This is a genomic window from Aurantibacter sp. UH7 (genome assembly GCF_056839165.1).
Genome location: NZ_CM166388.1, coordinates 545,426 through 558,792 on the forward strand (window position 1 = coordinate 545,426; position 13,367 = coordinate 558,792).

Annotated in this window: 16 protein-coding genes; 11 read left to right on the forward strand and 5 right to left on the reverse strand. The window is 32.3% G+C overall.

What is annotated here, in order from left to right; genetic code table 11:
• Positions 1–17: 17 nt before the first annotated feature.
• Positions 18–1,616: a solute:sodium symporter family transporter gene (locus UH7x_RS02295; protein WP_482362109.1), complete on the reverse strand. Its 1,599-nt coding sequence runs from the start codon at positions 1,614–1,616 to the stop codon at positions 18–20.
• Between the two features lie 141 nt (positions 1,617–1,757).
• Here UH7x_RS02295 and UH7x_RS02300 point away from each other — a divergent pair, with 141 nt between their 5' ends.
• On the forward strand, positions 1,758–2,480 hold the full coding sequence (locus UH7x_RS02300; protein ID WP_482362110.1) for a hypothetical protein: 723 nt from the start codon (positions 1,758–1,760) through the stop codon (positions 2,478–2,480).
• Between the two features lie 75 nt (positions 2,481–2,555).
• The gene (locus tag UH7x_RS02305) at positions 2,556–3,377 is read left to right on the forward strand and encodes a hypothetical protein (protein ID WP_482362111.1); all 822 of its coding nucleotides are present in this window, start codon (positions 2,556–2,558) and stop codon (positions 3,375–3,377) included.
• 2 nt (positions 3,378–3,379) lie between these two features.
• Here UH7x_RS02305 and UH7x_RS02310 read toward each other — a convergent pair whose 3' ends face one another.
• Positions 3,380–3,787 carry a hypothetical protein gene (locus tag UH7x_RS02310; protein ID WP_482362112.1) on the reverse strand — a complete coding sequence of 136 codons (408 nt, stop codon included), beginning with the start codon at positions 3,785–3,787 and terminating at the stop codon, positions 3,380–3,382.
• The gene (locus UH7x_RS02315; RefSeq protein ID WP_482362113.1) at positions 3,768–4,436 is read right to left on the reverse strand and encodes an RNA polymerase sigma factor; all 669 of its coding nucleotides are present in this window, start codon (positions 4,434–4,436) and stop codon (positions 3,768–3,770) included. Before UH7x_RS02315 ends, UH7x_RS02310 begins: the two co-directional genes overlap by 20 nt.
• Before the next feature lie 59 nt (positions 4,437–4,495).
• On the opposite strand from UH7x_RS02315, the gene UH7x_RS02320 reads away from it, so the two are divergent.
• The 3 genes from UH7x_RS02320 to UH7x_RS02330 all read left to right on the forward strand — a co-directional run bounded on the left by UH7x_RS02320 (position 4,496) and on the right by UH7x_RS02330 (position 5,959).
• Positions 4,496–4,846, forward strand: coding sequence for a DUF6249 domain-containing protein (locus UH7x_RS02320; RefSeq protein ID WP_482362114.1), 351 nt, complete (start codon positions 4,496–4,498; stop codon positions 4,844–4,846).
• Positions 4,847–4,909: 63 nt separating this feature from the next.
• Entirely contained in the window at positions 4,910–5,542 is a 633-nt protein-coding gene (locus tag UH7x_RS02325; protein ID WP_482362115.1) for an MOSC domain-containing protein, read from the forward strand.
• 57 nt (positions 5,543–5,599) lie between these two features.
• Positions 5,600–5,959: a DoxX family protein gene (locus UH7x_RS02330; RefSeq protein ID WP_482362116.1), complete on the forward strand. Its 360-nt coding sequence runs from the start codon at positions 5,600–5,602 to the stop codon at positions 5,957–5,959.
• Between the two features lie 116 nt (positions 5,960–6,075).
• Here the strand turns inward: UH7x_RS02330 and UH7x_RS02335 are convergent, their stop codons facing one another.
• Positions 6,076–6,657: a hypothetical protein gene (locus tag UH7x_RS02335; RefSeq protein WP_482362117.1), complete on the reverse strand. Its 582-nt coding sequence runs from the start codon at positions 6,655–6,657 to the stop codon at positions 6,076–6,078.
• A gap of 233 nt (positions 6,658–6,890) precedes the next feature.
• Between UH7x_RS02335 and UH7x_RS02340 the strand changes: the two genes are divergently transcribed.
• Both UH7x_RS02340 and UH7x_RS02345 read left to right on the forward strand, forming a co-directional pair.
• Positions 6,891–7,763: an AraC family transcriptional regulator gene (locus UH7x_RS02340; protein WP_482362118.1), complete on the forward strand. Its 873-nt coding sequence runs from the start codon at positions 6,891–6,893 to the stop codon at positions 7,761–7,763.
• 3 nt (positions 7,764–7,766) lie between these two features.
• Positions 7,767–8,360 (forward strand): alpha-ketoglutarate-dependent dioxygenase AlkB family protein, encoded by a 594-nt coding sequence (locus UH7x_RS02345; RefSeq protein WP_482362119.1) that lies wholly within the window; start codon positions 7,767–7,769, stop codon positions 8,358–8,360.
• Positions 8,361–8,525: 165 nt separating this feature from the next.
• Here UH7x_RS02345 and UH7x_RS02350 read toward each other — a convergent pair whose 3' ends face one another.
• A complete protein-coding gene (locus tag UH7x_RS02350; protein ID WP_482362120.1) occupies positions 8,526–9,296 on the reverse strand; it encodes a S1/P1 nuclease in 771 nt (256 codons plus the stop codon).
• Between the two features lie 205 nt (positions 9,297–9,501).
• Here UH7x_RS02350 and UH7x_RS02355 point away from each other — a divergent pair, with 205 nt between their 5' ends.
• The 4 genes from UH7x_RS02355 to UH7x_RS02370 all read left to right on the forward strand — a co-directional run bounded on the left by UH7x_RS02355 (position 9,502) and on the right by UH7x_RS02370 (position 13,354).
• Entirely contained in the window at positions 9,502–11,751 is a 2,250-nt protein-coding gene (locus UH7x_RS02355; RefSeq protein ID WP_482362121.1) for a penicillin-binding protein 1A, read from the forward strand.
• Between the two features lie 96 nt (positions 11,752–11,847).
• Positions 11,848–12,702, forward strand: a complete 855-nt coding sequence (locus tag UH7x_RS02360; protein ID WP_482362122.1) for an SPFH domain-containing protein — start codon at positions 11,848–11,850, stop codon at positions 12,700–12,702.
• A 3-nt stretch (positions 12,703–12,705) separates the two neighbouring features.
• Positions 12,706–13,200: a hypothetical protein gene (locus tag UH7x_RS02365; RefSeq protein WP_482362123.1), complete on the forward strand. Its 495-nt coding sequence runs from the start codon at positions 12,706–12,708 to the stop codon at positions 13,198–13,200.
• The gene (locus UH7x_RS02370) at positions 13,193–13,354 is read left to right on the forward strand and encodes a type II toxin-antitoxin system antitoxin (RefSeq protein WP_482362124.1); all 162 of its coding nucleotides are present in this window, start codon (positions 13,193–13,195) and stop codon (positions 13,352–13,354) included. The genes UH7x_RS02365 and UH7x_RS02370 overlap by 8 nt, the downstream gene beginning before the upstream one ends.
• Positions 13,355–13,367: the final 13 nt, after the last annotated feature.

Sequence of the window (13,367 nt, forward strand, 5' to 3'; positions counted from 1 at the left end):
AAAGTAATTGTAATAATCTAAACATTTCCTAAGACAAGGTACAAAATAACTGTAAACAGAACCAAAAACAGGCTAAAGGGCTTAGTATATTTCCATGGTTTCAAATCTAACACGCCAGCATCTTTCATCACAAATTTTTCGTCCGAGGGCTTTAAAATCGATACCAGATGCATAATTGCAATATTCAGTACAAATTCAATTCCCCAAATATGTACAAAGTGTAGGTTAACTTCTAGTATGTAGTACATTACTACATAAAAAAACAGTCCAAATACCAAGCCTGCTTTTGCTCCAACCGCATTAACTTTAGGAAAAAGAAAACCAGCGATAACAACACTAGCAATGGGTATGAAAAAAATACCATTTAATTGTTGAAGCAACTGATAAAGTCCGTCTGGTGCATTTGCAACAAAGGGAGCTATACTAATGGCAAAGATTGCTAATAATGCTGAAGTCCATTTACCTATTTTAACCAATTTATTTTCGCTAGCATCTTTTGAGATGTATCGTTTAAAAATGCCTAAGCTAAAAACCGTAGCGGCACTATTTAAAGCACTATTAAATGTACTTAAAATTGCCCCCATCATAACTGCAACAAAAAATCCTGTTAACCATAGCGGCAACACTTTTTTAACTAATAACGGATAAACACTATCCGGATTATCATAAAGGCTCTCACCAAAATAATAGAAACCTATTAACCCTGGTAAAACAATTATTAAGGGCACTAAAATTTTAAGTAAGCCAGTAAAAAGCAATCCTTTTTGGGCTTCTTTTAAATTTACCGCCCCCAAAACCCGTTGAATAATAGATTGGTGCATCGTCCAGAAATACAATTGATTAACCATTAAACCTGTAAATAAAACTTCAAAAGGTAGAATGGCCGAACGTGCGCCTTCCCCTACTCCAGATTCATGACTTACGACATTAAATTTTTCCGGGCTATTATCGAAAACCATTCCCATACCAGTAAACAGATTACCATCACCAATACTTAATAATGCAAGAATTGGCACTAATAATCCGGCTACAAGTAATCCAAAACCATTAATAGTATCTGTATAAGCTACCATTTTCAATCCTCCGAAAATAGCATATATAGCACCAATAGTACCAACGATTAGAATGGTAATAAGAATACCTTCTTTTTGAGTTACATTAAGCAAATTTGATATTTCAAAAATGGCTTCTATATTTAATGCGCCAGTATATAAAACAATAGGTAATAGTGTTGCTACAAAAGAAATAATCAAAAGCAACGCCACGAATGTTCTCGTCAGTCCGTCAAATCGTTTTTCTAAAAACTCAGGAATTGTTGTTAATCCCATTTTTAGATATTTCGGTGCAAAATATAATGCGCCAATCACTAAAGCCAATGCAGAGGTAACTTCCCAAGCGACTATTATAGCGCCATTGCGATAAGATGATCCATTCATACCCACCAAATGTTCGGTAGAAATGTTCGTCAGTAAAAGCGAACCTGCTATAACAATTCCTGTTAAGGAGCGTCCACCTAAAAAATAACCATCGCGGGTATCTAATCTATCCTTTCGTAATTTATAAGTAGCATAAAAAGCCACAAACCCTGTAAATAATAAAAATGTAAGTAAAGCCATGGCATTAAAAATAGGGATAATTGATTGATATGGCAATTTGAAAAATACCTGCTATTATGTATTAAAAAATACTGGAAATCAGGTATTTGTTTGACAAACCTCTAATTGTACTTTGGTCATTGAAAACTAATAATCGACAATATGAACCATTTTAAAATTTTTACAAGCCTTTTTATCGGGATGTTTTTTATTTCAAATGCCCAAAAAAATAATATCAATAATAAACTGCTAGCTGGAGCTATCCAACCCGAGGTAATTGCCAAAAAAATAGGCCCCGACACAGTAGTATATAGTTATACTAAAACACCAGTGAAAACTAAAAATGAACAAGCAAATAACAATTCTAATTCATTTTCAACTAATGATACAGACAATTATGTATACCCTAAAATGAAAGCACAACATGGAGCTGTTTTACCATTTGAATTTGTATTTAATGGCTCAGCAAGTTCTAAAGAAGGTATTGCTATTCAGGAATTTTATTTCAATACCTTAATGAATAAACCAGAACTAAATAAAATCATTTACCAAGATATTGAGACAACTAGAGAACGGTTAAACAATGCAGGAATTTTTGATGCAAAAGACATAAACTATTTTGACATGCCGCTTATTGCAAAAATTGTGGGCGCTGGAATTTTAATTACAGGCAAAATAACGGTTAGTGTTAAAAATGATGAAGCATCTTCAAACAATACTAACAATGTAGCATATAATATCGAAATTGTTTTTAACATTTATGATAAAAATGGACGTGCTATTTTCAATAGAATAGTAGCCCCCATTTCAGCAACAACAAAAGATAGTTTTCACTTAAACTTAGCGCACTTAATGAAGCAATCACCATATTTTCATCAAGACTAAAAAATACTGGAATTCTGGTATTTCATAGCTTCCTTACAAATTATATTTTCGTGAGATAACTAAAACAATTATGGTATGAGACTTTCTTTAATAACCTTTGTACTTTTTTTTGGAGTACTCTTCAACATACAGGCACAAAATGCTTCTGATCAAATTTTTCTTAGCAATGGTGAAATAATAGCAGCAACTGTTAAAAAAGTAGAACCGAATACCATTACTTATAGTTATTTGGGCGAGAATTTAGAGAACATTGTAGAAAAAACTGAAATAAATAAAATTGTTTTCAAAAGTGGTCGAGAGCAAGTTTTCGTTGCAGATAATACATCAAACGGAATAGTAAACTCCAATTTTGAATATCCACCAATGAAATCTAATGAAGGCGCTATTTTACCTTTTGAATTTGTTTTTGATGGCTCGGCTGCACCAGAAGAAGGAATTGAGGCTCAAGAATATTACTACCATAATGTAATGCGCAGACCAGAGCGAAACACTATTTCGTATCAAGATGTTGAACTTACTCGTAAAAGATTACGAGCTGCTGGAATTACAGAAGCAAACGACATGCGTGATTTTGAAATGTCTGAAATTGCAAAAATCGTTGGTGCCGGCATAATAGTAACAGGAAAAATTACAGTAGACTACAGAAGTACGAATTCATCATCATCGGGTTCTACAACAACTAAGGTTGATACCAGAAAGAAAAAAGTAAAATCGTATTCGAGTGATTATAGTACCACAATAGATGAATTTGACACTAAAGTACTTTTTAGAATATATGATAAGAATGGCGGTAAAATTGTTGATGTACAACGTGTTCCTTTCTTGGCTACCACTCGAGATAATTATGTTACCGCATTAAATTATTTAATGAAACGTACACCATACTATCAAAAATAAAACTAAGTCAATCTTTTATTAAAGTGATTTTTCAACAATAAAATCTGAATACTCAAGAAAAACGTAAAACCAGTAATTGCATAAATCCCAACCATAGAAACTTCAAAATTAGGTAGGTCAAAAGAGAATTGATTTATTAATGGCTTTATATCTATTGATGAAAACCATGAATTTTCTATTTGTGTTTGCCCGAAAACAAGATATGTGCAAATGCCTAAAATTCCAAGGCTTAAAAGCGACCAAAATTTATTAGAAATTAATGGCTCGTAGGTTGTTAGACGAGAATCAGATAAGTTCTCAACTTTACACATAACTCGTGTAGTAAAATCATATGCAGGAGTATCAAGTGAAAATTCTTGCATTAATTTTTCTGTAAACTCGTCTAATTTTTTATCTACTTTTTGGTCCATAATTTTCAAGAATTTCGGGTTCTAATGTCATCTCTAAAATTGTAGCTAATCGTTTTCTAGCTCTATACATTTTTACTTTAACATTATTAGTACTAATACCAATTACCTTAGAAATTTCAGTTAACGACAACTCTTCAAAATAAAATAAGGTAATTAAAACACTATCCTCTTTAGGTAATTTTTGCAAACAAAATTTTATAGCTTTTTCTCGATCAGCTCGATCCAATAAAACAAATGCAGTTTCTAAGTTATGAACTTGACCTTCGCTAAATTCATTTATGCTAACCGTAGTCGCATATTTTTTATTCGATTTTATTTTATCTAAGCAGCCGTTATATGTTATGCGATATACCCAAGTAGAAAATTTCGAATCACCTTTAAACTTATTAAGATTTTTATAGATTTTCACAAAAGTATCTTGTGCTATTTCTTCTGCCTCTTCCCTATTCTCAAGCATTTGAATGCAGAGTGAAAAAACCATATTTCGATATCGATTAACCATTACTGCAAAAGCTTTGGTATCGCCCTTGAGTATTTTATCAATATAGAATTGGTCGGTTTCAATTGACATATACGCTTTTGACGATTGCAAAAGCACCTTGGTTACAGGTAAGTTGAAAAAATATTTTGAAAAAGTTGTAACCATCATTTATTATATGTCGTCATAAGCAATAAACAATATAAAATTAATCAATTAAATTCATCATCATGGGAGGAGCAGTATTTATGTTAGGTAGTATCGCATTAGCGGTATTCGGAATTTCTTATTTATTTTTTTCAACACGAAACAAAGAACGTCTAGCACTCATAGAAAAAGGTGCCGATGCCAGTATATTTGGCATGCAAAAAAAGGGCAAAACAGCTCCTGTATGGAAAGTTCTAATATTAAATTTAGCACTTTTATTAATGGGTATAGGTTTGGGTATAATAATTGGCGGCCTTTTAAATCATATTGGTGTTCGAGATGAAATAGCAATGCCAGGGTCAATCTTCTTAATGGCGGGAACAGGTCTTTTAGTAGGTTACTTTTTAACCAAAAAGATAGATAAAGAAGAATAAACCCGCTCATTCAATTTAAATAAAAACTACTGAGAAGTCAGTGGTTTTTCTATTTTTACAATTATGAAGGTAGTTTCGACCAATTTAGGAAAGCCAACCACTTTTGAGTGGAACGGAAAAGAAGAACAAACTGGTATTTTTAAATATCCAATATCGGATGCTCTATTTTTGGGGAAATTAGATGTAAAAAAAGATTCGGTTATTGACCGTAAGCACCATGCAGGCGAGCACAAGGCATGCTATTTATTTTCTAAAGGGCAGTATCAATACTGGAAAGTTAAATATCCAAATTTAAATTGGGATTGGGGTATGTTCGGTGAAAACTTAACAATTTCTGATATGAACGAATCGGAAATTAGAATTGGTGATATTTACAAAATTGGCGAAGCATTGGTTCAGGTATCTCAACCTAGAGAACCGTGCTATAAATTAGGAATTCGATTTAAAAATCAACAAATCATTAAACAATTTGTTGATCACGGATATTCAGGCACTTATGTTCGTATCATAGAAGAAGGTTATGTTAAAGCTAATGATGAGTTGAAATTAATTGAACAATCTAAAAACAGTTTAACTGTAAAACAATGTTTCGAGATTATTTTATCACGGAAGAAAGACTCTTCAATTCTGCAATTGGCTATTGATAATCTCGCATTACCAGCATACAAGCGTGAGCGATTGAGGAAGTTTTTGTGAATGCTATATATAATTCCATATCTTATAGAGATTACAAATCAACCAATAAACTAAACGATGGAATTTCCCTGGCATTTATACTTTATGGCCACCGCCTATATTATTGCCGGGATAATGCATTTTCTAAGACCAAAAATATATCGCCGAATTTTACCTAGTTATTTACCTGGGCACAAATTTTTAGTGCTTCTTTCTGGTATAATTGAAGTAGTTCTAGGCCTAGCAATATTTTTTACCGCAACCAAAGAATTAGCATTATACTTAATAATAGCCATGCTGGTTTTCTTTTTACCTGTACATTTTCACATGTTATATAATAAAAAAGCTGGGATGGGCCTCCCAAAATGGGTGCTATTTTGGCGAATACCATTACAATTCGCATTAATGCTATGGGCTTTTAGTTACATAGAATATTAGATTAGTAAAATTTATTTTTAAAACATTACATCAACGTTATATAACTTTTAAGCACAATAAAACCGAAGGTGCTCATACCTTCGGTTTTCACTTTCAACTCAACTTAACTTAATCAACTATTTTACTGAAACTCCTTCGTAGAAAGTATTTGCATCGCTCTTTACAACAATAGAATACTCACCTTCAAAAGCGTTTTTGAAATTAAATACTTTAGCAACAGCCATTTCATTTTCAAAAGTTTCTGTAAAAAGCTTACGACCTGTAGTGTCATAAACAAAAACTTCAACTGGTGCTTTAGACACGTTTAGGTAGTTCATATAAACTACACCTTCTTCTTTTCTAAAAACAGGCTTTACTTTTTCTTTTTCACCTACGATAAGAATATCGTTTTTAGTGATTTTAATAGCATATGTAATTTCTCTGATTGTATTATCTACAATTAAGAAATAGTCTCCTGTTGCCAAAGTTTCTAAATTGAACTTTTTAGCGTAATCTTCTACTGAAGTTACATAATCACTATATATAGTATTTCCTTCGCCATCAATAAAGCTTAAAGAAGTATTAGCCATGTTATCTTCCCATTCGAATACAACGCTCTTTGAAGTTTCATCAGTTACTAATTTAGGCTCCTTTGCCAAAACTGAAGTGCTAACAAATAATAAAGCTACTGCTGCTGCTGTTCTGATTACCTTTTTCATAATTTTTGCATTTAGACCTACTTTTTATCGTAGGCGGGTTAATGAATTATTTACACTGCAAACATACCCCCGTTTTATAACCCTCACTACCACAGATTTTACCGATTTGTGTGTTATATTAACATAATGATAGGTTAATTAATTGTAAAAAGGTAATTTAGCATATCTTTGAGGTAATTCTATAGAGATGTAGTTCAACAGGTGTATTTAATTTTGTACAAAAATTGTTATTTATGATAAATCTTAAGCCAACCTACGAGGCCATAGAACCAAACTTTGGTAATTCTTTCACTTATCAACGTTTTGACAAGAACAGACTAAACAAAAACAATGTTTGGCATTATCATCCAGAAATAGAACTTGTTTATGTAAATGGTGGTGCTGGTAAACGACAAATCGGTAGTAATCTTTCTTATTATACTAATGGTACTCTTATACTAATAGGTAGTAATTTACCGCATTGTGGTTTTACTGATGAATTAACTGGTAATAGAAACGAGACAGTTATACAAATGAAGAAGGATTTCTTAGGAAATGAATTCTTTAGTATTCCTGAAATGGAAAAAATTCAAAACCTTTTTGAAATAGCACAGTCTGGAGTTGTTTTCTTCGGAGAAACTAAAACTAGACTTGGGGCTATGATGGAAGAATTAGAAGAAAAATCAAATTTCGACCGTCTACTATCCATTTTAAAGGTTTTAAACTGCTTAAGCACAACCGAAGAACATCGAATACTAAATGCTACTGGTTTCTCAATGGCGGCCGATGTAAAAGATAATGACCGAATAAATATTGTCTTTAACCATGTGAAGTCAAATTTTAAAGAAGAAATTACTTTAGATGAGATTTCTAATTTAGTGAGTATGACAATACCTTCTTTTTGCAGATACTTTAAAAAAATTACGAATAAGACATTTACTCAATTTGTAAACGAATATCGATTGGTGCACGCATCAAAATTATTAGCGGAACAACCTTTAAGTATTACAGAGGTTTGTTTTGAATGCGGATTTAATAACTTCTCGCACTTTAACAAGTCGTTTAAATCATTTACAGGTCAGAATCCATCTCAGTACAGAAAACAATTGAGACAAGTAATTAACTAATATTTGTTTAACTCAGAACCTTATCGGTTACAATTACCAAATAGCGATATCATTTATTTTGAAAATTTCTTAAATCAAAATGAGTCGAATCACTATTTTGAAAAATTTAGGGCGCATGTACCTTGGCAACAAGATGATATAAAAGTTTTTGGCAAAGTATATGCGCAACCTAGACTAACAGCTTTATACGCTGATAATAACAAGCCTTACACTTATTCGAATATTACTATGCAACCACACGCATTTACAAGCGAGTTATTGGCTTTGAAGCGGAAAGTTGAACAAATTGCTAATACAGAATTTACTACATGCCTACTTAATCTTTATCGAGATGGTAAAGACAGTAATGGCTGGCATTCCGATAATGAAAAAGAGCTAGGTATAAATCCGGTAATAGCTTCGGTGACTTTGGGAGAAGAACGTTTTTTTCATTTAAGACACATTAAAGACAAAAAAATAAAACGTAAAATTCTACTGCAGCATGGTAGTTTATTATTAATGAGAGGGGAATCCCAACACCATTGGCAGCATCAAATTGCTAAAACAACTAAATCAATTTCTGAACGAATAAACCTCACATTTAGAGTTATTAAATAAAAAGACGTCCGCTTGCTAAAAGCAATCGGACGTCTTTTTATAACCTATGATAAGAAGCCGCGTACTATCTTTAATTTGCTGGTAAGTCACCTTAATTTCCTCACACCCAACTCCAATCTAAACAATGCAAATGGCGTGCCAGAATTAAAAGAGCATTTGTTTTTATTAAAATAAATCGTTTAAAACTTGTGCTAATCTAAGGCCTCCTTTTTGTAATTGAGTTTCAACAGTATCCCACCAAACATAACTATATCTGTAATATAGCTTATCACCAATTTCAACTGAATCATAAATACGATCTGCAACTTCTTGAGATTCTTCAACCCAATCGAGAACATCTCCCTTTTGTATTTCTTTTATTTGTTGCTTGTTTAATAATGGCAATTTAGCTGCTAATTCAGTATAACTCATACCATAATCATTAATCATATTGCTATCCCAAACCTTGTGTAAATTGGTTCCTTTATTAAACCATTGTAATTGAATATCATTACCACCTTTATCTTCAAACCTACCAATATGCATGGGCTGGTGCAAATCTCCTATAAAATGAATCAGCATTTTCAAATAAAAAACCTTGTCGGTTTTAGAACTATTTTCGTCTTTTATAATTCGCCTACAATCATTTATTGCGGTAACTAAATCACCGTATTTATTGGGCTTATCATCACCATAATCTTTTCCTTGAGCAATATTCGCATAATGCCATGCATTAAATTTTCTATAAATAGAATCTGCTTTTATTTCATCGGCAAAATTAGAAACAGCTGCTAAACTTTGGCCATTTAATAAATCGCGTAAAGCTTTTTTAGTTTTTCCTTTTAAATGTTGTTGTGCAACTTCTCCAATAGTTCTGTGTCCTGTTTTAGACCAAACGGGTGCCTCTGCAAATGCAAATTGAATTGATAATAATATAAGTATAAAAGTCTTTCTCATTTTGTAAATATAATTTCACTTACTATGCTTGTTCCTTTTTGCTAAATTAATTCTTTTACTAACGAGCTGTTTTATTTAACATACATATGTTACAATTATTTTAAATCGAATATATAAAAGTCCAATTAATGAATTAAAATCAATTGTTAAGAATGCACCTCTTTTAAAAATTTAATTTGATCTTGCAGGCTTAATACATTTATAAGTGTTGAAGAAAAGAAAAATAATTAAATATTTAACTACAATTTGTTTAACCGGAATCATCGTTGCAATCGTATTTGTACTGAGTATACGAATTGGAATTTGGGGTGCATTACCAGACAAAAATGAGCTTTCGGATTTTCAATATCAAAGAGCATCTGAAGTTTATACTGCAGATAGTGTATTAATAGGCAAGTATTATTTATTTGATAGACAACCCATTACTTTTGAAAAAATACCAAAACATTTAATTCAAGCATTAATTGCTATTGAAGACGAACGCTTTTACGAACATACTGGTATAGACTACCCCAGTTTATTGCGAGTTGCAGTAAAAACAATTTTACTACAAGACCAATCATCTGGGGGTGGTAGTACACTAACACAACAATTAGCAAAGAATTTATATCCGAGACGCGAACGTAAAAAAACAAATATAGCTGTCGACAAAATTAAGGAGATGTTTATTGCTAACCGTCTCGAAGAACTCTTTTCTAAAGATGAAATTATTACCCATTACCTCAATACTGTTTCTTTTGGTGATAATACATTTGGTATTGAAAGTGCATCTTTAAAATTCTTTAATAAAAAGGCGGAAGAACTTTCAATAGAACAAGCGGCGGTTTTAGTAGGCATGTTAAAAGCTACCTATGGCTATAATCCACGTGTGTTTCCCGAAAAAAGTTTAGTAAGGCGCAATTTGGTAATACAATCAATGGCCAATAATAATTTTATCTCAGAAGATGAAAAGGAAAGTATTATTGAAAAACCTTTAGAATTAGATTATCGAGATTTTGATTATTCAGACGGTTTAGCACCTTATTTCCGTGAGGAAGTACGAAAGAAATTATTACAATGGACGAGCAAACAAAAAGAAGAAGGCAACGATTATAACATCTATACATCGGGTTTAAAAATTTATACTACGCTAGATTCCAAAATGCAACGTTTTGCTGAAGAAGCTATGGTAAAACATATGTCTTCATTACAAAAGAAATTCGAAAAAAGCTATGGTAAAAATGCACCTTGGCTAAAAGATAAAAAACTAATTAACAAACTCGTTAAGCGAACAAACACCTATAAAAATTTAAAAAAATCTGGTTTAGAAGACGACGAAATAATGGATTCTCTTCGTATTAAAAAACCGACAACATTAACCGATTGGAGTGGAGACAAAACTGTTAGTGCTAGTGTCATTGATAGTGTTCAACATTACATGAAATTTTTAAATACAGGTTCTTTAGCAATTGACTCAAAAACAGGTGCAGTTAAAACGTGGATTGGTGGTATAGATTTTAAACATTTTAAATATGATCATGTAGCTCAAAGTAAACGACAAGTTGGATCTACTTTTAAACCTATTGTTTACACTGCTGCTTTAGAGATGGGCATTTCGCCATGCACATATTTTTCTGCTGATGAAGTAGAATATGATAACCTAAAAGGATGGTCACCTAGTAATTCTGGTAATAAAGACGAAAAATACCTCAACTATTCTATGGAAATGGCTTTGAGTAATTCGGTAAATACAGTCGCGGTAAAGGTTTTAGAAAGAACGGGAATTGATAATGTTTTGGTACAGGCTAAAAATATGGGAGTGTTTTCAGAGTTACCAAGACAACCTTCTTTGGCATTAGGTACAGGTGAAATTTATGCGAATGAGATGGCTGGTGCCTATGCTAGTTATGTAAATAATGGTAAGGCTGTTTTACCCTATTTAATCGAAAAGATAACAAATCAAGAAGATTCAGTATTAACCAATTTTGAACCAAAAAGAGCTGTAAAAAGTGCATTTTCGAAAGAAACTGGTCAAATTATGCTAGAAATGATGAAATCTACTATAAATCATGGTACAGCAACTCGACTTAGAAATAGTTATAAATTAAAAAATGATATTGCAGGAAAAACGGGTACTACTCAAAATAATAAAGATGCTTGGTTTGTTGCGTTAACGCCAAAAATAGTTCATGTAACATGGGTAGGATTAGACAATCATGAAATCGGTTTTAAAAGCACAAGTTTAGGTCAAGGAGCAAATGCTGCTCTTCCCCTATTTGCCCTATGGATGCAAAAAATGAACAATGCCCAAGAATTTAATTATATAACGCGAGCGCGATTTCCACAATCATCAAATGCCGTTTTAAGTATTCTTGATTGCGAACCTATTAAGCGCGATGGATTTTTTAAGCGACTTTTTAAAAATCCGAATAAAAAGAAAGTAAAGAAATTTAGGTCCAAAAAATCAAGTTCATAATTAAGCAATTTACGGAGAACCAAAAAAAAATTGCTTTCATGTCATTTATTTTGATATATTTATGATATCATTTTAATATCACTTAAATCAAACAACATGACAAACGAAAAAGAAATTAGTCCAATAAATGGTTATACGATGGCGTTCCTTTTTATTGCGCTCTTAGCTGGAGGAATTATTGGAATTCAGCGGTTTCCACCGCTCATACCCTTATTTGTGATCGCGATTCTAATGCTGCCAGGCTTTGTGTTGGTGAATCCCAATAGTTCTATAGTATTACTGCTTTTTGGTAAATATGTAGGCACAATTAAGAAAAACGGTTTGTTTTGGATTAATCCATTATATTCAAAAAAGAAAATTTCTTTAAGAGCGAGTAATTTTGATAGCGAACGTTTAAAGGTAAATGACAAATTAGGCAACCCCATAATGATTAGTACAATTCTTGTGTGGCGTGTTACAGATACCTATAAAGCAGCATTTGATGTTGATGATTACCAAAACTTTGTTCGCATACAAACTGATGCCGCAGTACGCAAACTTGCTAGTATGTACCCTTATGATAATTTTGCAGACGAAGGCCTAGATGAAGATATTACGTTGCGTTCAAGTTTAAATGAGGTTAGTGTAGCCTTAGAGAAAGAATTGCAAGAACGTTTATCTATGGCCGGCATAGAAGTATTAGAAGCACGAATTGGTTATTTAGCATATGCGCAGGAAATTGCAAATGCAATGTTGAAAAGACAACAGGCAACAGCAATTGTAGCTGCAAGACATAAAATTGTTGAGGGTGCCGTAAGTATGGTGGAAATGGCTTTAGAAGAGCTAAATAATAAAGGAGTAGTAGATTTAGATGAAGAAAGAAAAGCGGCCATGGTAAGCAATTTAATGGTTGTTTTATGCTCAGACAAAGATGCTGCGCCTGTAGTAAATGCAGGAACTCTAAATCATTAATATATGCGAGTATTTAATGAATCACAACGGTTTAACCAATGGTGGTTATGGCTAACAATTCTTGCAATATTAGGATTAGTTTTATACAAAAGTGTTGAACATTTTTCTTCATTTGTAGAAAGCAAAGAAAATAGTATTGGATTAATTATTGGTATTTTCACTATAATCCTTGTCATTACATTGTTACTTTTAATACGTTTACAAACCACAATTGATGAAATAGGAATTCATTATCAATTCAAACCATTTCATTATTCGGCAAAAATTATCAGGTGGTCGGAGATGGAAGAATGTTACCTTCGAAAGTACAAACCTATAAGCGAATATGGCGGATGGGGATTTCGAGGTACTTCTGGCAAAAACAAAGCCTTTAATATTCGTGGCAATAAAGGCATACAAATTGTGTTAAAAACAAAAGAGAAAATACTAATTGGCACTCAAAAAGAAAAGAAAGTAGAACAGGTAATTCACCGATATTTTAATAAAGGGAATGAGTAAAAAAAAGGCTTTCGCACTACGTTTAAATGAAGAAATGCTCAAAGCAATTGAAAAATGGGCTGCAGATGAATTCCGCAGTACTAATGGACAAATTGAATGGATGCTAATGAAAACTTTAAAAGAGGCAAAACGAAATCCTAAGGATAAAAACTAATTAACCAATCTAT

What these genes read in the sequence shown, in the direction of transcription:
- UH7x_RS02295 (WP_482362109.1), bottom strand. Translation starts at nt 1,616, where the DNA reads ATGGCTTTACTTACATTTTTATTATTTACAGGGTTTGTGGCTTTTTAT.
- UH7x_RS02300 (WP_482362110.1), top strand. Translation starts at nt 1,758, where the DNA reads ATGAACCATTTTAAAATTTTTACAAGCCTTTTTATCGGGATGTTTTTT.
- UH7x_RS02305 (WP_482362111.1), top strand. Translation starts at nt 2,556, where the DNA reads ATGAGACTTTCTTTAATAACCTTTGTACTTTTTTTTGGAGTACTCTTC.
- UH7x_RS02310 (WP_482362112.1), bottom strand. Translation starts at nt 3,787, where the DNA reads ATGGACCAAAAAGTAGATAAAAAATTAGACGAGTTTACAGAAAAATTA.
- UH7x_RS02315 (WP_482362113.1), bottom strand. Translation starts at nt 4,436, where the DNA reads ATGATGGTTACAACTTTTTCAAAATATTTTTTCAACTTACCTGTAACC.
- UH7x_RS02320 (WP_482362114.1), top strand. Translation starts at nt 4,496, where the DNA reads ATGGGAGGAGCAGTATTTATGTTAGGTAGTATCGCATTAGCGGTATTC.
- UH7x_RS02325 (WP_482362115.1), top strand. Translation starts at nt 4,910, where the DNA reads ATGAAGGTAGTTTCGACCAATTTAGGAAAGCCAACCACTTTTGAGTGG.
- UH7x_RS02330 (WP_482362116.1), top strand. Translation starts at nt 5,600, where the DNA reads ATGGAATTTCCCTGGCATTTATACTTTATGGCCACCGCCTATATTATT.
- UH7x_RS02335 (WP_482362117.1), bottom strand. Translation starts at nt 6,657, where the DNA reads ATGAAAAAGGTAATCAGAACAGCAGCAGCAGTAGCTTTATTATTTGTT.
- UH7x_RS02340 (WP_482362118.1), top strand. Translation starts at nt 6,891, where the DNA reads ATGATAAATCTTAAGCCAACCTACGAGGCCATAGAACCAAACTTTGGT.
- UH7x_RS02350 (WP_482362120.1), bottom strand. Translation starts at nt 9,296, where the DNA reads ATGAGAAAGACTTTTATACTTATATTATTATCAATTCAATTTGCATTT.
- UH7x_RS02360 (WP_482362122.1), top strand. Translation starts at nt 11,848, where the DNA reads ATGACAAACGAAAAAGAAATTAGTCCAATAAATGGTTATACGATGGCG.
- UH7x_RS02365 (WP_482362123.1), top strand. Translation starts at nt 12,706, where the DNA reads ATGCGAGTATTTAATGAATCACAACGGTTTAACCAATGGTGGTTATGG.
- UH7x_RS02370 (WP_482362124.1), top strand. Translation starts at nt 13,193, where the DNA reads ATGAGTAAAAAAAAGGCTTTCGCACTACGTTTAAATGAAGAAATGCTC.